The sequence below is a fragment of the Dactylosporangium sp. NPDC006015 genome, from assembly GCF_040614215.1.
Classification (GTDB): domain Bacteria; phylum Actinomycetota; class Actinomycetes; order Mycobacteriales; family Micromonosporaceae; genus Dactylosporangium; species Dactylosporangium maewongense.
Map to the genome: position 1 here is coordinate 66,870 of NZ_JBEXUD010000038.1, position 22,977 is coordinate 89,846.

At 76.7% G+C, this 22,977-nt stretch carries 1 protein-coding gene; it reads left to right on the forward strand.

The features are described 5' to 3' along the window. Positions 1–19: 19 nt before the first annotated feature. Positions 20–22,945: a non-ribosomal peptide synthase/polyketide synthase gene (locus ABZ321_RS43250; RefSeq protein ID WP_354901594.1), complete on the forward strand. Its 22,926-nt coding sequence runs from the start codon at positions 20–22 to the stop codon at positions 22,943–22,945. Positions 22,946–22,977: the final 32 nt, after the last annotated feature.

Genomic DNA, 22,977 nt, shown 5'->3' on the forward strand with positions numbered 1-22,977 from the left:
CATAGAGGCAGGAACAACCGTGTCCACAGTGGACGTGCTGCGGCAGCTGGACGACTGGAACGACCCGACGGAGCCCGGCCACCGCAGCACCGTCGCCGCGGCGTTCACCGCCCAGGTCCGGCGGACCCCGGAGGCGCTCGCCCTCGTCGCGGGCGGCACCCGGCTCAGCTACGCCGAGCTCGGCGCCCGGGTCTTCCAGCTGGCCCGGTCGCTGCGCCGGCGGGGGCTCGCCGACGAGGAGGTCGTCGGCATCGCCGTGCCACGCTCCCCGGAGATGGTCGTCGGGGTCCTCGCCGCCATGGTCGCCGGCGGGGCGTTCGTGCCCGTCGACCCGTCCTGGCCGGCGGAGCGGCGCCGGCAGGTGCTCGCCGACGCGGGCGCCCGCATCGTCCTGGACACGGCCGCGTTCGAGGCCGGGTTCGCGGACGAGTCTCCGGAGCCGCTCGACCTGGACCTGGCGCCGGCCCGCCTCGCGTACGTCATCTTCACCTCCGGCTCGACGGGCCGGCCGAAGGGCGCGATGATCCGGCACGAGGCGATCTGCGAGCGGCTGCGCTGGCAGATCGAGGAGATCCTGCTGTTCGGGCCCGGCGACGCGAGCCTGTTCAAGGCGCCGCTCGCCTTCGACATCTCCGTCAACGAGATCCTGCTGCCGCTGGTGTCCGGCGGCACCGTCGTCGTCGCCGAGCCCGGCGGCGAACGCGACCCGCAGTACCTGCTCGACCTCATCGCGGCGGAGAAGGTCACGTTCGTGTACCTCGTCTCGTCCATGCTGGACGTGCTGCTGGAGATGGATCGGGGGCACGGCCGCCTGTCGGGCCTCAAGCACGTCTGGTGCGGCGGGGAGGTGCTCACCCCGGAGCTGTTCGACCGGTTCCGCAACCAGCTCGGCACCACCCTGTACCACGGCTACGGCCCCGCCGAGGCGACGATCGGCGTCTCCCACGTCATCTACCGCGACGCCGCCGAACGCATCGCCACCTCCATCGGCCGGCCCAACCCGCACACCCAGCTCTACGTCCTGGACGACACGCTCACGCCGCTGCCGCCCGGCGAGACCGGCGAGCTGTACGCGGCCGGGTTCCTGCTCGGCCGCGGGTACGTCAACGCGCCGGCCATGACCGCGGCACGGTTCGTCGCCAACCCCTTCGCCGTGGGCAGCCGCCTCTACCGGACCGGCGACCTGGCCCGCTGGACCCCGGACGGCACCCTGGAGTTCGTCGGCCGCGCCGACAACCAGGTGAAGATCCGCGGCATGCGCCTGGAGCTGGAGGAGGTCGAGGCGGTCCTCGCCGCGCACCCGTCGGTCCGGCACGCGGCCGTCGCCGTGCGGCGCAACGCGGCCGGCGCCGCGCACCTCGTCGGCTACGTCATCGCCCCGGCCTCCACGGCGGGCGCGGACCTGCTCGCCTGGTGCTCCGAGCGGCTGCCCGAGCACGCGGTGCCGAGCGTGATCGTGCCGCTGGACGCGCTGCCGGTCAACGCCAACGGCAAGGTCGACCGGGCCGCGCTGCCCGCGCCGGCCCTGCCGGGCAGCGGCGGCGGGCGGGCGCCGGAGACCGCCTTGGAGCGGGCGCTGTGCGACGTCTTCGCCGCCGTGCTCGGCGTGCCCGTCGCCGCGGACGACGACTTCTTCGCCCTCGGCGGGGACAGCATCGTCGCCATCGGCGTGGTCCGCGAGGCCCGCCGCGCCGGGATCGCGCTGCGCCCCCGCGACCTGCTCACCCACCGCACCCCGGCGGGCGTCGCCGCCGTCACGTCGGTCGCCGCCGCCGCGGCGCCGTCCACGGTGGAGCGCGCCGGCGCCGTCCCCGACACCCCGATCGTCGCGTGGCTGCGCGAGCACGGGCCCGCCCTCGACGGCTTCTACCAGGCGGTCAGGCTCCACACCCCGCCCGGCCTCACCTTCGATAGCCTCCAGCAGATGGTGGCGGCGCTGCTCGCCGCCCACGACGCGCTGCGGGCCCGCGTCGACGACGCCGGCGGCCTCACCGTCGCGCCGTTCGACCCCGCCGCCGTGCCCGCGGTGGCGCCGGCCGGCACCCTGGCGGAGACCGTCGCCCGGCTCGACCCCCGCCGCGGTGTCATGGCCGCCTTCACCTGGGACGAGCAGGCCGGGCACCTGCTCGTGGCCGTGCACCACATCGTCGTCGATGGCGTCTCCCTGCGGGTCCTCGCCGAGGACCTCGGCGCCATGTGGGACGGCGGCACCTTCGCGCTGGAGCCCGCCGCCACGTCGCTGCGGCAGTGGGCCACCGCCCTGCACGGCGCCGCCCGCGACGGGAGGTTCGCCGCCGACGTCGCGTACTGGCAGCGCGCCGCCGCCGTCGCCGACCCGCCGCTGGGCCGCCGCCCGCTCGACCCGGCCCTCGACCTCGTCGCCACCGAGGAACGGCTGACCGTCAGCCTGTCCACCGCCACCACCGCGCGGCTGCTCGGCGCCGTGCCCGCCGCGATCCACGGCGGCGTCGACGACGCGCTCGTCACCGCCGCCGCCCTCGCCGTGCACCGCCGCCGCGGCGCGGCCGGGCCGGTGCTGCTGGAGCTGGAGGGGCACGGCCGGCAGGAGGACCTGCTTGAGGGCCCAGCCGGCGACCTCGACCTGTCCCGGACCTTCGGCTGGTTCACCACCCTCTACCCGGCCGTGGTCGACCCCGGCGACGGCACCGACCTCGGCGCGGCGGTGAAGGCCGTCAAGGACCAGCTGCGGACGGTGCCGTCGCAGGGCCTCAGTCACGGCGTGCTGCACCACCTCGCCGGCCGGGCGGATCTCGCCGCGGCGCCGCAGGTGCTCGTGCACTACCTAGGCCGGTTCGGCGCCGGCGCCGGCCGCCCCTGGACGCAGGTGTCCACCGTGGACGAGGACCGCGACCCGCGGATGCCGCTGCCCCGCGTCCTGGAGCTCAACGCGGTCACCCTCGACACGGCCGACGGGCCGGTGCTGTCCGCGACGTTCAGCTGGCCCGCCGGGGTCCTCGACCGGACCGACGTGGAGGCGCTCGCCGGACACTGGGCCGGGCTGCTCGACGCGATCGCCGCCGACCCCCGCGTCGCCGGGCACACGCCGTCGGACTTCCCCCTGCTCACGCTGGACCAGTCCGATGTGGACCGCTTCGACACCGGCGCGCTGCGGGACGTGCTGCCGCTGTCGCCGCTGCAGGCCGGGCTGTACTTCCATGCCACGTACACCACCGGCGCCGACCCCTACGTGGTGCAGCAGCGGGTCGAGCTCACCGGCCCCCTCGACGCCGACCGGCTGCGTGCCGCCGCGGACCGGCTCCTGGACCGGCACCCGAACCTCGCCGCCGCGTTCCGCCCCACCGCCGCCGGTGACGTCGTCGCCGTGCACGCCGGCGGCACCGCCGCGCCGTGGCGGACCGTCGAGGTCACCGACCCGCGGGACGGCCGTGAACTCGACGGGATCGCGGCCGTGGACCGGTCCCGGCCGTTCGACCTCGCCGAGCCGCCCGCGATGCGGTTCACCCTGGCCCGCCTCGCCGCCGACCGGCACGTGCTCATCCACACGATCCACCACATCGTCGCCGACGGCTGGTCGGTGCCGGTGATGTTCAACGACCTGCTCGCCCTGTACGCCGGCGCGCCGCTCCCACCGCCGGTGCCGTTCCGCGACTTCCTGGCGGCTCTGGATGGACAGGCGCCCGACCTGGCGGTCTGGGACCGGCTCCTTGACGGGGTGACCGAGCCGACCCGGCTCCTCGCCGCGCTGCCACACACCGGCGACGGCGCCGACGGGCACGGCCGCGTCACCCGCGAGCTGCCGGCCGCGCTCGCCGCGTCGGTGCGCGGGTTCGCCACCGCGCACGGCCTCACCGTCGGCAACGTCGTCGGCGGCGTCTGGGGCGTGCTGCTCGGCCGGCTCACCGGGCGGGCCGACGTCACGTTCGGCTCGACGGTCGCCGGCCGGAGCCTGGCCGTGCCCGGCATCGAACGCATCGCCGGCCTGCTCATCAACACCGTCCCGGCGCGGGTGCGGTGGGCGCCCGGCGAGCCGCTCGCCGCCGCCGTCGGCCGGTTCGCCGCCGACCAGCGCGAGACCATGGAGCACGAGCACGCGCCGCTGACCGAGCTGCAGCGCCGGCTCGGCACCGGGGAGCTCTTCGACACCCTCGTCGTCGTCGAGAACTACCCGGACATCGAGGTGGCGGGCGGGGACCTGCGGGTCACCGGCATCGACGTCGTCGAGGCGCCGCACTACCCGGTCACCCTCATGGTGCGCCCCGGCGACCCGTTCACCGTCACCGTCACCCACGACCGGCGGCACGTCGACACCGTCACGGCACGGCGGCTGCTCGGCATGTACGAGACGCTGCTGGCCGCCCTGGACGGCACCTGCGCCGCGCCGCTCGCGAGCCGCGCCGCCGCTCCCGCGCTGCCCACGGTGCACGACGGGACCGTGCTGGACCTCCTGACCTACCCCGGCGGCACGGCCGTCGTCTGCGGGGACCGGGAGCTGACCTACGCGGAGCTCGACCGGCGCTCCGGCCGGCTCGCGCACGCCCTCGCCGCCGCCGGGGTGCGCCGCGGCAACCTGGTCGCGGTCGCCGCCGCCCGCTCCGTGGACCTGCCCGTCGCGGTGCTGGGCGTCCTGCGGGCCGGTGCGGCCGTGCTGCCCGTGGATCCGGCGTACCCGGCGGCCCGCATCGAGCTGATGCTCCGCGAGGCGGCACCCGTCTGCGTCCTCACCGACGACGCGGCATCCGGCGGGCACGGGCTGCCGGTGCTGCGGATCGGCGCGGCGGTCGACGGGGCCACCGGTCACCTGCAGGTGCGCGGGCTCACCGGCGCCGACGCCGCCACCGTGCTGTTCACGTCGGGCTCGACCGGCGTGCCGAAGGCGGTCGTCGGCACCCACGCGGCGCTGGCCAACCGGCTCGCCTGGGCCCGGGACGCCTGGGGCCTGCGGTCCGGGCGGGTGCGGATCGCGAAGAGCTCGCTGAGCTTCGTCGACGGCACCACCGAGCTGCTCGGCGGGCTCGTCGCCGGCGCGACCGTCGTCCTCGCCGACGACGCCACCGCCGCCGACGGCGCCGCCCTCGGCCGCCTCGTCGAGCGCAGCGGCGCGACGCAGCTGCTGGCCGTGCCGAGCCTCGCCGCGGCCCTCGCCGACAGCGCCCCGTCCCGCGTCCGCGGGCTGCGCCGCTGGATCACCAGCGGCGAGGCGCTCACCCCGTCCGTCGTCCGGGCACTCACGGCCGCGTCGCCCGGCGCCGAGATCGTCAACTCGTACGGCTCGTCCGAGGTCGCCGGTGACGTCCTCACCGCCGTCGTCACCGCCGCGGACCGGCCCGTCCCGCTCGGCACCGACGTCCCCGGCGTGCGGGTGCACCTGCTCGACGCGGCGCTGACCCTGGTGCCCGACGGCGCCGCCGGCGAGATCTACGTCGGTGGCGTGCAGAACGCCCGCGGCTACCTCGGCCGGCCCGGCATCACCGCCGGCCGGTTCGTCGCCGACCCGTTCGGCGCGCCGGGGGACCGGCTGTACCGCACCGGCGACCTCGGCCGCCGCGACGCCGCCGGACGGATCGAGTTCCTCGGCCGCGCCGACGACCAGGTGAAGATCAACGGGTTCCGAGTGGAGCTCGCCGAGGTCGAGGCGGCCCTCACCCGCCACCCCGGCGTCACCGGCGCGGCGGCCGCCGTCCGCGGCAGCGCCCTCGCCGCATACGTCGCCGGCGCCGGCGTCGACCCGGCCGCCGTCCGCGACGCGCTGCGCGCCGAGCTGCCCGCGCACCTGGTCCCCGCGACCGTCACCGTCCTGGACGCGATCCCGCTGCTGCCCAACGGCAAGCGCGACCGCGCCGCGCTGCCGTCGCCGGTGGTGCCGCGCCAGCGGGGCGCGCAGGGCGGCGGCTCGCCGCGGGCGGCGCGGATCAGCGCCTGCTACACCGCCGTGCTCGGCACCGAGGCCGGGCCCGGCGACGACTTCTTCGCCCTCGGCGGCGACAGCATCGCCGCCATCCGCGTCATCAACCGCCTCGCGCAGGACGGGATCGTGCTCACCACCCGCGACATCTTCGACCACAGGACCCCGGGCGCCCTCGACGCGCACCTGTCCGCCGCGACCCCCGGCACCGCGGCGGCGGCGCAGGCGGACCCGGAGGCGGTCGGCCCGCTGCCGCTGCTGCCCGCCGCGGAGCGGCTCACCGACGTCCCCGACGGCGCACCCGCCCGGGTCGCGCTGTTCGAGGCGCCGCCGGGGCTCACCGGACCCGTGCTCGAGCGGGCCCTGCAGGCCGTCCTCGACCACCACGACGGGCTGCGCCTGCGGATCACCCGGGAGTCCGGCCTGTTCCTCACCCTGGAGCTGACCGCCCCCGGCACCGTCGAGGCCCGCACCGTGCTGCGCCGCGCGCCCCTCGAGGCGGGCGCCGTGGACCGGGCGCTCGCCGCCCTCGACCCGGCGGCCCCGCTCACGGTCGTCTGGCTCGACGCCGGTGCCGGCGCGGCCGGGCGGGTGCTGCTCGCCGGGCACCCCCTCGCCGCCGACGACGTGACCCTGACCCTGGTCGCGGACGACCTCGCCGCCGCGTGCGCCGCCATCGCCGACGGGCGCACCCCGCAGCCGGCGCCAGTCGGCACGCCGCTGCGCGCCCACGCCCGCGCCACGCAGGAGGACGCGGGCCGCCCGGCCCGGGTCGCCGAGTTCGCGCACTGGCAGGACGTGCTCCGCCCCGCCGCTGATGTCGCGCCCGGTTTCCACGGCGCCGCGCCGGGAACCACCGGTCGGCACACCCGGGTCTTCGAAGGGACCCTCGCCGCGAAGCTGGCCGCCGCGCCGGAGCTCGCCGCGGTCGCCGCCCTCCGCGTCGCCGTCCAGGAACCCGCCGACCTCGTCGTCGAGGTCGAGCGCGTCGCCCGCCACCTGGTGCGGGTCGGCGCCGGCGAGGACCTCACCCGCACCGCCGGCCTGTGCGCCGCGGTCGTGCCCGTCCGCGTGGCGGCGGCCGCCGACGCCGAGGCCGCGCTGGTGCACGCCGCCGTCGCGCTCGGCGCCGCACCCGACGGCGGCGTCGGCTTCGGCCTGCTGCGCCACGGCAACCCCAGGGTCGGCCGCGCCCTCGAAGGCCTGGAACGCGCCGCCGAGCCGCGGATCCTCAGCCGCAGCTCCGGGTTCGGCGCCCCGGGCGGCTGGCCCAGGCTGCCGGTCGCCGCGTCCGCCGACCCGCTGCTCGGCACCCGGTACGCCATCCAGTGCGACCTCACGCTCACCGGCGACGGCCGGGTCGAGGCGACGCTCCAGCACGTGTCCGAGGTGGACGGTGCGGGCCTGGCCGAGCGGTGGTGGCGCGCACTGGAGGCGATGTCGCAGCAGGCGCAGCCCGCCACCGAGGTGTGGGACCTGTCGCCGCTGCAGCTCGGCGTGTACTACCAGGCGACGTTCGACCAGACCGCCAACACCTACATCGCGCAGAACGTGTTCGAGCTCGACCGGCGCGTCGACGTCGACGCGATGACGGCCGCGTTCGGCGCGCTGCTGCGCCGGCACCCCACGCTGCGGGCCGCGTTCGTCGGCGAGGGCGTCCCCGCCCCCGTCCAGGTCATCGCGCCCGCGGAGACGGTGCCGGCCGTGGTGTCCGTTGTGGACACCCCGGACGACGCCGCGTTCGCCGCGCTGGTCGACCGGGACCAGACCGAGCCGTTCGACCTCGCGACCCCGCCGCTGGTGCGCCTCACCGTCGCCCGCCGCCCCGGCGGCCGCGACGCGCTGCTGCTGACCAGCCACTTCCTGCTGTGGGACGGCTGGTCCCGGGAGCTGGTCCTGCGGGACCTGTTCGCCCTCTACGCGGGCCGCACCCCCGCGGCGCCCACGGCGTCGTTCACCGACTACCTGCGCTGGCTCACCACCCGCGACACGGCCGGGTCCGGCGCCGCCTGGCGCAACGCCCTCGCCGGGGTCACCGAGGCGACCCTGGTCGTGCCGGAGGCCGCCGGGCGCGCGCCGATGCTGTCGGAGCGGGTCCACGCCGTGCTGCCCGCCGACGTCACCGCCCGCCTCACCGAGCAGGCCCGGCGCGGCGGCGTCACCCTCAACTCGCTGCTCACCGCCGCGCTCGGCCTCGTCATCGGCTACGAGACCGGCCGCGCCGACGTCGTGCTCGGCACCACCGTCGCCGGCCGCCCGACCGAGCTGCCCGGCATCGACCAGGTCGTCGGCCTGTTCCTCAACACCGTGCCGGCGCGGGTCACCGCGGCCGCCGGCGCGACCGTGCTCGACCTCGCCCGCCGCGCCCAGGCCGACCGGCTCGACCTCGGGCCGCACGAATACCTGGGCCTCGGCGAGATCCAGCGGGCCGCCGGCCACGAGCAGCTCTTCGACTCCCTGTACGTGCTGCAGAACTTCCTCGCCGACGACACGTTCGCCGACCTGGAACGCGAGCAGGGCATCGCCGGCGTCGGGTACACCGACACCACCCACTACCCGCTCACCTGGGTGCTGACCCCGGGCGCGACCCTGCGGCTGAAGCTCGAGTACCGCCCCGACGTGTTCACCGGGGCGCGGGCCGCCGCCCTCGCCGACCGGCTCGTCCGGCTCCTCACGAGCCTGGCCGGCGGGCTCGACGTCCACGTCGGCGCCCTCGACCTGATGTCGCCCGGCGAGGCGGACGGGCTGCGGGCGGCGTGGCGGTCCACCGAGCACCCGATCGTCGACGCCACCATCGCCGACATGCTCGCCGAGCGGGCCGCGGCCTGCCCCGCCGACACCGCGCTCGTCGCCGCCGGCGAGACCCTCACCTACGCGCAGCTCGACGCCCGCGTGAACCAGACCGCGCGGCTGCTGCTCGACCGGGGCGCCGGGCCGGAGCGGATCGTCGCGCTCGCCCTGCCCCGCGGCATCGACATGGTCGTCGCGCTGTTCGCCGTGCTGCGGGCGGGCGCGGCATACCTGCCGCTGGAGCTCGACCACCCCGTCGACCGGCTCGCCGAGATCCTCCTCGACGCCCGCCCGGCGCTGCTCGTTGCGCTGCCCGGCACGCCCGTCGCGGCCCGGCACGAGCGCGCCGTCGTCAGCCCCGCCGACGCGGCCGCGTTCCCGGCGGACCCGCCGCCGGCGACCGGCGACCCGCACCGCCTCGACCGGCCCGCCTACGTCATCTACACGTCCGGCTCGACGGGCAAGCCGAAGGGGGTCGTCACCCCGTACCGCGGCCTCACCAACATGCAGCTCAACCACCGCGCCGAGATCTTCGCCCCGGCGGTCGCCCGGGCCCGGGCCGCCGGCCGCGACCGGCTGCGGATCGCCCACACCGTGTCGTTCTCCTTCGACATGTCGTGGGAGGAGCTGCTGTGGCTCGTCGAGGGCCACGAGGTGCACGTCTGCGACGAGGAGCTGCGCCGCGACGCGGTCGCGCTCGTCGCCTACTGCCAGGCGCAGCGGGTCGACGTCATCAACGTGACCCCCACCTACGCCCACCACCTCTTCGACGAGGGGCTGCTCGACCCGGCCGGGCACCCGCCGTGCCTGGTCCTGCTCGGCGGCGAGGCCGTCTCCGATGCGGTCTGGTCGCGCCTGCGCACCACGGACGGCACGACCGGCTACAACCTGTACGGGCCCACCGAGTACACCATCAACACCCTCGGCGCGGGCACCGAGGACAGCGCGACGCCGACGGTCGGCCGTCCCATCTGGAACACCCGCGGCTACGTCCTCGACGCGTTCCTGCGGCCCGTCGTGCCGGGCACCATCGGCGAGCTGTACATCGCCGGCGCCGGCCTCGCTCGCGGCTACCTCAACGCCGGCGGGCTGAGCGCCGCCCGGTTCGTCGCCGACCCGTTCGCCGCCGGTGGCCGCATGTACCGCACCGGCGACCTTGTCCGCGAGCGCCCCGACGGGAACCTCGACTTCCTCGGCCGCAGCGACGACCAGGTGAAGATCCGCGGCTACCGGGTGGAGCTCGGCGAGGTCGAGGCCGCCGTCGCGGCGCTGCCGCGGGTCCGCCAGGCGGCCGTCGTGGCCCGCGCCGACGCGTCGGTGCCGGGCCTCAAGAAGCTCGCCGCCTACCTGGTGCCGGCGGGCGACGGCGCCGACCTCGCGAGCGCCGTGCGGGCGGCCCTGGCGGAGCGCCTGCCGTCCTACATGGTGCCGTCCCTGTACGGCGTCGTGCCGTCCCTGCCGCTGACCGTCAACGGCAAGCTCGACGTCGCCGCCCTGCCCGAACCGACCGCGCCCGGCGCCGCCGCCGGTGCCGTGCGGGGCCCGCGCAACGACCGCGAACGCGTGCTGTGCGCGATCTACGCCGACGTGCTCGGCCTGCCCGCCGTCGGCGTCGACGAGGACTTCTTCGTCGCCGGCGGGGACAGCATCTCCTCGATCGCGGTCGCCGGCCGGGCCCGCCGCGAGGGCCTGCCCGTCACCCCGCGCGACATCTTCCGCCGCCGCACCGTCCAGGCGGTCGTCGCCGGCCTGCCCGCCACCACGGAGGTCGCCGCTGCCGCCGCCGACGACGCGGTCGGTGTCGTCGCGCTGACGCCGATGCTCGCCGAGACCCGCGCGGCGGCGACCCCGCTGACCGGGTTCTACCAGGCGATGACGTTCCGGACCCCGGCCGCGCTGACCCGGCCGGCGCTCGACGCCGTCCTGCGCGCGCTCGCCGACACCCACCACCTGCTGCGCGCCGTGGTCGACCGCGACTGGACGATCACCGTCCCGCCGGCCGGCCCGCCCGTGCCGGTGACCGAGAGCGCCGACCTCGACGCCGAGGCCGCCGCCGCGCGGCTCGACCCGCACCGCGGTGTCATGCTGCAGGCCGTCTGGTCGCCGGCGGCCCGGGAGCTGCTGCTGGTCGCGCACCACCTCGTCATCGACGGCGTGTCGTGGCGGATCATCGGCGCCGACCTGGCCCGCGCCTGGCAGGACGTGGCCGCCGGCCGGCCCGTGGCCCTCGACCCGGTGCCGGCGTCGTTCCGCGGCTGGTCCCGGCTCACCGCCGCGCGCGGCGACCGGTTCCAGGCCGAGCTCGGCCACTGGCGGGACGTCCTCGCGACCCCCGACCCGCTGCTGGGCTCCCGCCCGCTCGACCCCGCCGCCGACACCGGCGCGACGGTGCGGACGGTCACCGTGACCCTGCCGGCCGCCGACAGCTTCCTGTCCCGGGTGCCGGCCGCCATGTACGGCACGGTCAACGACGCCCTGCTCACCGCGTTCGCCCTCGCCGTCGGCGCCTGGCGGCCGACGCGTGCCGGCTCGGCGGTCCTGGTCAGCCTCGAAGGCCACGGCCGGGAGGGCGACGTCTACGACGCCGACGTCGACCTGTCGCGCACCATCGGCTGGTTCACCGCCATCCACCCGGTGCGGCTCGACCCCGGCGCCGTCACGTGGGACGAGGTCCTCGCCGCCGGGCCCGCCCTCGCCGGCGTCGCCGGCGCGGTCAAGGAGCAGCTGCGGGCCGTGCCCGGCAAGGGGCTCGGCCACGGCGTCCTGCGCCACCTGCGGCAGGAGCTGACCGGCCCCGTGCCGCAGATCCTGTTCAACTACCTCGGCCGGTTCCCGGCCGGGTCCGCCGGCGACTGGGCGCCGACCGGGCCGCTGCGCGAAGGCGTCGACCCGGCGAACCCGGCGATGACCCTGGAGGTCAACGCATTCGCCGCCGACGGCCCCGGCGGCACCACGTTCACCGCGGCGCTGTCCTACCCGTCGGGGCTCTTCACCGAGGCCGACGTGGCCGGGCTCGCGGACCGCTGGCTCGCCGCGCTCGCCGCCCTCGGCCGCTGCGACGCCTTCGGCCACACCCCGTCGGACTTCCCCCTGGTGCGGCTCACGCAGGAGGACGTCGACGACCTCGCCGGCTTCGAGGACGTCCTGCCGCTGCTGCCGCTGCAGGAGGGCATGTACGTGCACCAGGCCATGGCCGAGCCCGGCGCCGACACCTACGTGGTGCAGCAGGTCGCCCGGCTGACGGGCCCGGTCGACCCGGCGCGGCTGCGGGCCGCGGTCGAGGCGACCGTCCGCCGGCACGCCGCCCTGCGCGCGGGCTTCCGCGAGCTGCGCGACGGCCGGATCGTCCAGGCGGTCGCGCCGTCGGTCGAGGTGCCGTGGCGGGTCGTCGCCGGCGGCGACCTCGCGCTGGTCTGCGCGGAGGAGCTGGCCCGGCCGTTCGACCTGGCCCGGCCGCCCGCGCTGCGCTACGCCCTGGTCTCGCTCGGCGACACCGACCACCGGCTCGTCGAGACGATGCACCACGTCCTCGCCGACGGCTGGTCCTACCCGCTGGTGTTCAGCGACATCGTCGCCGCCTACGAGACCGGCGCGGACCTCCCGGCGCCCGCGACCACGTTCCGCGACCATGTGGAGGCCGTCGCCGCCCGGGACCGGGACGCGGCCCGCGCCGTCTGGGCCCGCGCCCTCGACGGGGTCGCGCCGTCGCTGCTGTACCCGTCAGGCAGCCCCGTCGCCGCGCACGACAGCGTCCACAGCGCACTGTCCACCGAAGACACCGCGGCCCTGTCCGCCGCGGTCCGCGCGCACGGCGTCACGCTCAGCACCGCCGTGCACGCCGCGTGGGGGCTGCTCCTCGGCCGGCTCCTCGGCCGGGACCGGGTCGTGTTCGGCTCGACCGTCTCCGGCCGCGGCGGCGAGCTGCCCGGCGTGGAGACGGTCGTCGGGCTGCTCATCAACACGCTGCCGCTGCCGCTGTCGTGGCGGCCCGGCGAGACCCTGGGCGCGGTCCTGACCCGGCTGCAGGACCTGCAGACCGAGGTGCTCGACGCGCAGCACGTCGGCCTCGCCGAGCTGGCCCGGCTCGCCGGCGTCCGGGAGCTGTTCGACTCGATGGTCGTCGTGGAGAACTTCCCGGCGGTCCGGGCGGGCGTGGACTCGCCGCTGCGGGTCGACGGATTCACCGGCACCGACTCGCCGCACTACCCCCTCGCCCTGGTCGCGTTCCCCGGCGACGAGCTGACCCTGGAGGTCAAGTACGACGTCGCGCTCGTTGGCGCCGCCCGGGCCGCGGAGCTCCTAGCCCTGGTCGAGGAGATCCTGCGCGGCTTCGTCACCGGCCTCGACCAGCCGATCGGCGCGCCACCCGCGCGGGCAGGCGTGGACGGCACGCTCGCGGGGCCGCGCTCCACCGTGGACGGCACGCTCGCCGAGCCGCGCTCCGCCGTGGACCCGGCGGCGGTGGCGGTCAGCCACGGCCGCGACCACCTCACCTACGCCGAGCTCGACGCCCGCGCCAACCGCCTCGCCCGCGAGCTGACCGCCCGCGGGGTGCGGCCCGAGTCGCGGGTCGCGGTCGCGCTGCCCCGCGGCCTCGACCTGGTCGTCGCGCTGGTCGCCGTCGTCCGCGCCGGCGGCTGCTACGTCCCCGTCGACACGGGCGCGCCGGCGAGCCGCATCGCGTACATCCTCGCCGACGCCGCACCGGTGTGCCTGCTCACCGACGCGGCCACCGCCGCCGAGCTGCGCGGCGACGTCCCGGCGGTCCTCGTCGACGGGCCGCTGCCGGCCCACGACACCGGCCCTGTCACCGGCACGGGACTCGCGCCGGACAACACGGCGTACATCATCTACACGTCCGGCTCGACCGGCCGGCCGAAGGGCGTCGCGGTCACCCACCGCAACGTGCTCACACTGTTCGCCGCCGCCGAGGAGCTGTTCACGTTCGGCGCGGGCGACGTGTGGACGATGTTCCACTCCTACGCGTTCGACTTCTCCGTCTGGGAGCTGTGGGGCGCCCTGCTCTACGGCGGCCGGCTCGTCGTCGTCGACGGCGACGTCGCCCGCGACCCGCGCCGCTTCGCCGCGTTGCTGCGCGACGAGCGCGTCACCGTGCTCAACCAGACGCCGTCGGCGTTCTACCCGCTCATCTCGGAAGACACGACCGGCCTGGCGCTGCGCTACGTCGTCTTCGGCGGCGAGGCGCTCGACCCGTCGCGGTTGCGGCCGTGGTACGAGCGGCACGCCGACGACGCCCCGCGGCTGATCAACATGTACGGCATCACCGAGACCACGGTGCACGTGACGTTCCGCGCGCTGAGCCGGGCCGACGCGGCCGCCGGCAGCGTCATCGGGGATCCGCTGCCCAGCCTGCGCGCCCACGTGCTGGACGCCCGGCTGCGGCCCGTCCCGCCCGGCGTGACCGGCGAGCTGTACGTCGCCGGCGACCAGCTCGCCCGCGGCTACCTCGACCGGCCCGGCCTGACCGCGTCCCGGTTCGTCGCCAACCCGTTCGGCCCCGGACGGCTGTACCGCAGCGGCGACCTCGCGATCCGGACCGCCTCCGGCGACCTGGTCTACGCCGGGCGCTCCGACCAGCAGGTGAAGGTCCGCGGCCACCGCGTCGAGCTCGGCGAGATCGAGGCGGCGATCCTCGACGTCGACGGCGTCACGAACACCGCCGTCAACCTGCACGACGGGCGGCTCGTCGCCTACCTCGTCGGCTCCTCCACCGTGGACACCGAGCTCGTGCGGGCCTCGCTGGCGCAGCGGCTGCCGTCCTACATGGTGCCGGCGGCGTATGTGCGGCTGCCCGCACTGCCGCTCACCGTCAACGGCAAGCTCGACCGGGCCGCGCTGCCCGCGCCGACCGGCGAGCGGGCCGCACCGGTCGAGGTCGCCGCCGGCGAGTCCGACACCCAGCGGCTGCTGCGCGCGCTCGTCGCGGAGGTTGTCGGGCTGACCGAGGTCGGCGCCGACGAGGACTTCTTCACCGTCGGCGGCGACAGCATCATCGCCATCCAGCTGGCGAACCGGGCCCGCCGCGCCGGCCTGTCCATCAGCCCGCGCGACGTGTTCGTCCACCGCACCGCCGCCGCCCTCGCCGCGCAGCTGGCGCCGGCCGCCACCACTGAGCAGGCGGCGCCGGTGACGGCGGCCGCCGCGAGCGACGGGGTCGGCGAGGTGCCGCTGCTGCCGATCGTGCAGCGCCTCGCCGAGCTGGGCGGCCGCATCCACCGGCACAACCAGGCCGACCTGCTCGTCACGCCCGCCGGGCTCACCCACGAGGACGTCACCGCGCTCGTCGACGGCCTGGTGCGCCGGCACGACGCGCTGCGCCTCCAGCTGCACCGCCCCTCGCCGATGCTGTGGTCCCTGGAGGCCCGCCCGTCCGCCGCGGTGTCCACCGTGGACGTCCGGCGGGTCGGTGCGGCCGGGCTCGCCGACGCCGCGCTCCGCGAGCTGGTCGGGGTCGAGTCCGACGCGGCCACCGGCCGGCTCGACCCCGACGCCGGCGAGGTCCTGCAGGCCGTCTGGTTCGACCGCGGGCCGGGGGAGCGCGGCCGGCTGCTGCTCGTCGCCCACCACCTCGTCGTCGACGGCGTGTCCTGGCGGATCCTCACCGAGGACCTCCGCGACGGCCTCGCCGCCGGCCCGGTGACGGGCACCTCGCTGCGCGCGTACGCCCGGCTGCTGCAGGAGCAGGCCGGCCAGGCGGCGCGGCTCGGCGAGTTCGAGCACTGGGCCGCGACCCTCGCCCCCGGCGGCGAGCTCGACCCCGCGAAGCACACCATCGGGCTCACGGTCGGCCAGACCCGCGACCACGACCTCGTCCTCCCGCCGGACGTCACCGGGCCGCTGCTCGGCGCGGCCGGCGCCGACGTCACCACCGCGCTGGTCGCGACGCTGGCGGCGGCGGTCGCCCGCTGGCGGTCCGCGCGCGGCGGCGACCCGTCCGCGCCGCTCACCGTCGACCTGGAGCGGCACGGCCGGGAGGAGCTCGACGGCACCGACCTGTCGCGGACCGTCGGCTGGTTCACGGCGATCGCACCCGTGCGCCTGCCGGCCGTACCGGACGCGCACCAGGCACTGGCGGAGGCGCGCCGGCTGGTGACGGCCGCGCCGGACAACGGGCTCGGGTTCGGGCTGCTGCGCTACGCCAACGCCCGCACCGCCCCGGCGCTCGCGCGGCTCGGCACGCCGCAGGTGCTGTTCAACTACCTCGGCCGGTTCGCCGCGCCGTCCGACGCGGACTGGGACACCGCCCCGGAGGCGGACGCGCTGCGGACCGCGTCCGACCCGGACCTCGGCACGCCGTACCTGCTGGAGGTCAACGTCGCCGTCCGCACCACGCCGGACGGCCCGGAGCTGCGGGCCGTGCTCACCTACGCCGACGAGGGCCTGGACATCCCCGGCCTCGCCGCGCACTGGGCCGGCGTGCTGCGGGAGCTGGGCGCGCCCACGGAGGAGGTGTGGCCGCTGTCGCCGCTGCAGGAGGGCCTGTACGTGCAGGCGGGCCTCGCCGGCGACGCCGACGTCTACATCGCGCAGAACGCGTTCGACTTCACCGGCCGCCTCGACCGCGACCGCCTCGCCGCCGCCTGGACCCGCGTCCTGGAGCGGCACCCGGCGATCCGGCTCGGCTTCACCGTGTCGGGCACCCGGCCCGTCGGCGTCCTCGGCGCCGCCCTGCGCGGCAAGGTCGGGGTCGTGGAGGCCACCGGCGACCTCGAGGCCGTCATGGCCGAGGACCGGACCCGGCCGTTCGGCCTGACCACGCCGCCCCTGGCGAGGCTCACGATCGTGCGCCGGCCCGACGGCACCGACCGGCTGCTGTTCACCTACCACCTGCTGCTGTGGGACGGCTGGTCCCGCGAACTCGTGCTGCGGGACCTGTTCGCCCACTACGCCGGGCAGACCCCGGCGCCACCGGCGGGCCGGTTCACCGACTACCTCGACTGGGTCGCCGCCCAGGACGCCGACGCCTCCGCGAAGGCGTGGGCGGATGCGCTGCGGGGCCTCGACGAGCCGACCGTGCTCTACCCCGCCGCCGCCGGCACCCGGCCGGTCCTCGCGACCAGCATCGCCCGGCAGCTCACCGAGGAGCAGACGGCCCGCCTCACCGCGCAGGCCCGCGCGGAGGGCGTCACGCTCAACGCCGTGCTCAGCACCGCGCTCGGCGTCGTCCTCGCCCACGCCGCCGGCCGCAACGAGGCCGTCTTCGGCACCACGGTCGCCGGCCGCCCGACCGAGCTCGACGGCATCGACGAGGTCGTCGGCGTCTTCCTCAACACCGTCCCCGCCCGGGTTACCCTGACCCCCGGCGAGGCGGCCCGCGACGTGCTGCGCCGCGTGCAGGCCGACCGGATCGACCTGATGCCGCACGAGTACCTCGGCCTCGGCGAGATCCAGCGGGCCGCCGGCCGCTCGACGCTCTTCGACAGCCTGTACGTGCTGCAGAACTTCCTTGACGACGACACGTTCACCGACCTGGAGACCGAGCACGGGATCGTCGGCGTCACCGCGGTCGACGCCACCCACTACCCGCTCACCTGGGTCGCCACGCCCGGGAGGCGGCTGCGGATCCGCCTCGAGTTCCGCGCCGACGTCGTCCCGCCCGGGGACGCCGACGCGCTGCTCGACCGGCTCCAGCGGGTCCTGCTGGCGCTCGCCGGCGACGTCACCGGGCCGGTCGCCGCGCTGCCCGTCGCGGACCCGGCCGTGCTGGAAGGCGTCCAGGGGGAGATCCTGCCGGAGACGATCGCCGAGCTGATGGCGGCGCAGGCGGCGCGCACCCCGGACGCGCCCGCGCTCACGTCCGGCGCGACCACCGTCACGTACGCCGACCTCGACGCCCGCGTCAACCGGCTCGCCCGGCACCTGCTGCGCCTCGGCGCCGGCCCGGAGCGCGTGGTCGCGCTCGCGCTGCCCCGGTCGATCGACATGGTCGTCGCGCTGTTCGCCGTGCTGCGCACCGGCTCCGCCTACCTGCCGCTGGAGCTCGACCACCCCGACGAGCGGCTGCGGGTGATGCTCGACGACGCCCGCCCGTCGCTGGTCCTGACCGCCGGCCGCCTCGACGGCGTCCGCCTCGACGAGCTGGACCTGTCCGGCGAGTCCGGCGCCCCGCTCACCGGCGCGGAGCTCGGCGCGTTCGCGCCCGGCACCCCCGGCCGCCTGCACCACCCCGCGTACGTCATCTACACGTCCGGCTCGACCGGGCGGCCGAAGGGCGTCGTCACCCCGTACCTGGGGCTGACGAACATGCAGCAGAACCACCGGCAGGCCATCTTCGCCCCGACGATCGCCGCGCACGGCGGCCGCACCCTCACCATCGCCCACACCGTGTCGTTCTCCTTCGACATGTCGTGGGAGGAGCTGCTGTGGCTCGTCGAGGGCCACCACGTGCACGTGTGCGACGAGCACCTGCGCCGCGACGCCGTCGCCCTCGCCGGGTACTGCGCCCGGCACCGCGTCGACGTCGTCAACGTCACCCCGACCTACGCCCAGCACCTGCTCGACGCGGGCCTCCTCGACGGGCCGCACCGGCCGGCGCTGGTCCTGCTCGGCGGCGAGCACGTCCCCGAAGGGCTGTGGGCGACGCTCCGCGACACCGACGGGGTGCTCGGCTACAACCTGTACGGGCCCACCGAGTACACCATCAACACCCTCGGCGGCGGCACCACCGACAGCGCGACGTCCACCGTGGGCACCCCCATCTGGAACACCCGCGGCTACGTGCTGGACGGCTGGCTGCGGCCAGTGCCGCCCGGCGTCCCCGGCGAGCTGTACATCACCGGCGCCGGCCTCGCCCGCGGCTACCTCAACCGGCCCGCGCTCACCGCCGACCGGTTCGTCGCCGACCCGTTCGTGGCCGGCGGCCGCATGTACCGCACCGGCGACCTCGTCCGGCTCCGCACCGACGGGCTGCTGGACTTCCTCGGCCGCACCGACGACCAGGTGAAGATCCGCGGCTACCGGATCGAGCTGGGCGAGGTGCAGGCGGCGATCGCCGCGCAGCCCGGCGTGCGGCAGGCCGCCGTCCTCGCGGTCTCCGACGGATCGGGGGGCAAGCGCCTCGTCGCGTACGTCGTGTCCACTCCGGACGGTCTGGACGTGGCGGCGCTGCACGCGGCGCTGAAGGCGACGATGCCCGCCTACATGGTCCCCGCCGCGTACGCCGTCGTGCCCGCGCTGCCGCTGACCGTCAACGGCAAGCTCGACGCGGCCGCGCTGCCCGAGCCGCGGCCCGTCGCCACCGCCGGGCGCGCCGCCGCCACCGACACCGAACGGCTGCTGTGCACCGTCTTCGGCGAGGTGCTCGGCATCGACGGCTACGGCGTCGAGGACGACTTCTTCGACCGCGGCGGCCACTCGCTCATCGCGATGCGCCTCCTCGGCCGGCTGCGCGCCGAGCTCGCCGCGGACCTGCCGCTGCGGGCGCTCTTCGACGCGCCCACCCCCGAACGGCTCGCGCTGCGGCTCACGTCGGCCGGCGCCACCGCCCGTCCGGCGCTGACCCGGCGCCCGCGCCCCGGACGGATCCCGCTGTCGCCGGCCCAGGAGCGGCTCCTCCTGCTGCACCACCTCGACCCAGCCTCGACCGCGTACAACTACCCCCTGGTCATGCGGCTGCGGGGCGGCGTCGACGTCGCGGTGCTGCGGGCCGCCCTCGCGGACGTCACCGCCCGGCACGAGGTGCTGCGGACCCTGGTGACCCTCGACGGGCAGCACGTGCTCGAGGCCGTCGACGTCCCGGTGCACGACCGGCTCGACGCGGCCCTGTCAGCCCCGTTCGACCTGGCGGCCGAGGCGCCGATCCGGGCCGCGGTCGTCGCCGAGCCCGGCGGCGACACGCTCCTCGCCCTGGCCCTGCATCACATCGCGATGGACGAGTGGTCGGACCAGCCGCTGCTGCGCGACCTGACCACCGCCTACACGGCCCGCCTGGCCGGCCGGGCTCCACAGTGGACGCCGCTGCCGGTGCAGTACGCCGACTACGCCGCCTGGCAGGCCGACCTGCTCGGCGACCCCCTGGACCAGGCCAGCGGCCACGCCACCGCCCGCCGGTTCTGGCTGCGGCAGCTGCGCGGCCTGCCGGAGGAGATCCCGCTGCCCGGCGCGCTGCCGCGGACCGCACCCGGCCCCGCCGGGCAGGTCGGCGCGACGCTGCCCGCCGCCCTCGTCGCCCGGCTGCGCGCCATCGCCGGGGAACAGCAGGCCAGCCTGTTCATGGCCCTGCACGCCGGCCTCGCGGTCCTGCTGTCCCGGCTCGGCGCCGGGGAGGACGTGCCGATCGGCACGCCCACCTCCGGGCGTGGCGACCCTGCGCTCGCCGACCTCGTCGGGTTCTTCGTCAACACCGTCGTGCTGCGCACCGACCTGACCGGCGCGCCGACGTTCACGCAGCTGCTGCGGCGGGTCCGCGCCGCCGACCTCGCCGCGTTCGAGCACGCGGAGCTGCCGTTCCAGCAGGTCGTCGAGGCCGTCAACCCGCCGCGGGCGGCCGGCCGCAACCCGCTGTTCCAGGTGATGATCGGCTACCACCACCGGCCCGCCGACTCCGTCGCCGGCGGCACCGTCCTCGGGCTGCCGCTCGGCCCGGAGCCGGAGTTCGCCGCCGATCCGAAGGTCGACGTCAACGTCACCTTCGTCGACGCGGGGGAGACCGTCGCCGTCACCGTCGAATACGACACGGCCCGCTTCACCGCAGCCACCGCGTCGCGGCTGACCTCGCGCCTCGTCGGGCTCCTCACCGACCTGGCCGCGCATCCCGACGCGCCCGTCCGAGACGCGGCGCTCCTCGCGGCGGACGACGAGACCGACCTGGCCGCGTGGCGGGACGGCGGGCCGCTGCCGCCGACGGGCTCGTGGGTCGCGGCGTTCCGCGGCCACGCCGCCCGTGCCCCCCACACCGACGCGCTCGTCAGCGGCGGCCGTACGTGGAGCTACGCCGAGCTCGACGCGGCCTCCGACCGGCTCGCCGCGGCGCTGGCCGCGCGGGGTGCCGGGTCTGAGCGGCTGGTCGGGATCTCGCTGCCACGCACCGCGGACCTGGTCGTCGCCGTCCTCGCCGTGCACAAGGCCGGCGCGGCGTACCTGCCGCTGGACCCGGCGTTCCCGGCCGAGCGCCTCGCGTACATGGTGCAGGACGCGGAACCCGTCGTGGTGCTGACCCCGGACACCGCGCTGCCCTCGGCGGAGCCCGCGGGCCTGCCGCACGCGGAGCCCGGGAACGCGGCGTACGTCATCTACACCTCGGGGTCGACCGGCCGGCCGAAGGGTGTCGTGGTCACCCACCGCGACCTCGACGCGTTCCTCGCCGCGATGGACTCGGCGGTGCCGATGACGGCCGCGGACCGTCTGCTCGCCGTCACCACGCTGTCGTTCGACATCTCCGTCCTGGAGCTGATGCAGCCGCTGCGCACCGGCGGCTGCATCGTGCTGGCGTCGGGCGAGGAGGTCCGCGACCCGGCCCTGCTCGCGCCGCTCGCCGCCGCGGCGACCGTCATGCAGGCGACGCCGTCGCTGTGGGCGGCGCTGCTGGAAGCGTCCGATGTGGACCTCACCGGCGTGCGGGCCCTCGTCGGCGGCGAGGCGCTGCCGCCGTCCCTGGCGGACCAGCTGCGCCGGCGGACCCGTTCGGTGACGAACCTGTACGGGCCGACCGAGGTCACCGTGTGGGCGACCGTGTCCGCCGTCGGGGAGGGCCGGCCCACCATCGGCGGGCCGCTGCCCGGCACGACCGCGCACGTCCTGGACGCCGCGCTGCGGCCGGTGCCGCCGGGCGTCGCCGGCGAGCTGTACCTCGGCGGCGCGCAGGTGACCCGCGGCTACCTCGGCCGCGCGGCGCTGACCGCCTCCCGGTTCGTCGCCGCCGCCGGCGGGGCCCGCCTGTACCGCACCGGCGACCTGGTCCGGTGGCTGCCCGGCGGCGACCTCGAGTTCCTCGGCCGCACCGACTTCCAGGTGAAGGTCCGCGGGCACCGCATCGAGCTCGGCGAGATCGAGGCGGCCCTCGCCGCGCACCCGGCGGTGGCCCGCGCGGTCGTCGTCGCCCGCGACGACCGGCTCGTCGGGTACGTGACCACCGACGGCACCGACCCCGGCGACCTGGGGCGGCACCTGGCCGAGCGGCTGCCCGCGTACATGGTGCCGGCCGCGTTCGTGGTGCTGGACGCGGTACCGCAGACACCCAACGGCAAGGTCGACCGGGTGGCGCTGCCCGCGCCCGACTTCACCGCCACCACCACGGCGGACCGCCCGCGCAGCAGGACCGAGGCGCGGCTGTGCGCGCTCGTCGGCGAGGTGCTCGGGGTGGCGCGGGTCGGCGTCACCGACGACTTCTTCGCCCTCGGCGCGCACTCGCTGCTGCTCGTCAGGCTCGCCGCGGCCGTCCGCCGCGAGCTCGGTGCCGACGTGCCGGTCGCCGACCTGTTCACGGCGCCGACCGTGGAGGGCCTCGCCCGCCGGTTGGCCGGCGACCTGCCACCCGGTGACGCCCTCGCGCCGGTCGTCATGCTGCACCCCGGCGCCGGGCGGCCGCCGCTGTTCTGCCTGCCTCCGGCGAGCGGTCTCGTCTGGCAGTTCGCGGGGCTGAAGCGGCACCTGCCGGCGGACGTGCCGCTCATCGGGCTGCAGTCGCCGCGCCTGAGCCGGACCACCGGCCTGCCGTCCACACTGGACGAGCTCGCCGCGGAGCTCGCCGGCCGGGTGCTCGAGCACGCGCCGGACGGCCCGGTGCGGCTGCTCGGCTGGTCGTTCGGCGGCGCCGTCGCGCACGCCGTCGCCCGGCTGCTCGTCGGGGCCGGCCGGTCGGTGACGTTCGTCGGCATGCTCGACTCGCGCGTCACGCTGCCGGTCGTCGAGGGGGAGTGGGACGGGCCGGCCGCGATCGCCGCGCTGCTGCAGGAGCTGGGCTACGACGTGCCGGCCACCTCGGTGCCGACGGTGCGGGACGCGGTGTGGTTCGTGCGGGCCGCCGGCGGTGGCGTGGCCGCCCTCACCGACGAGCAGATCGCCCGGGTCGTGGAGAACTACCTCGACAGCGACCGGATGATGGCCGGCGCGCGGCCCGGCGTCCTCGCCGCGGACGTGCTCTTCGTCGACGCGACCGTGCCGGAGCCCGGCTTCACAGGGACGGCGTCGGACGGGTGGCGGTCCCTTGTGGACGGCCGGCTGACGGCGGTCGGGCTCGCCTGCGGGCACTCGGAGCTGCTCGACCCGGCGGTGCTGGAGCAGCTGGGGCCGCTGGTGGCCGAGGCGCTCTGACCGCAGACAAAGAGGGGCGGCGCCACGACGGC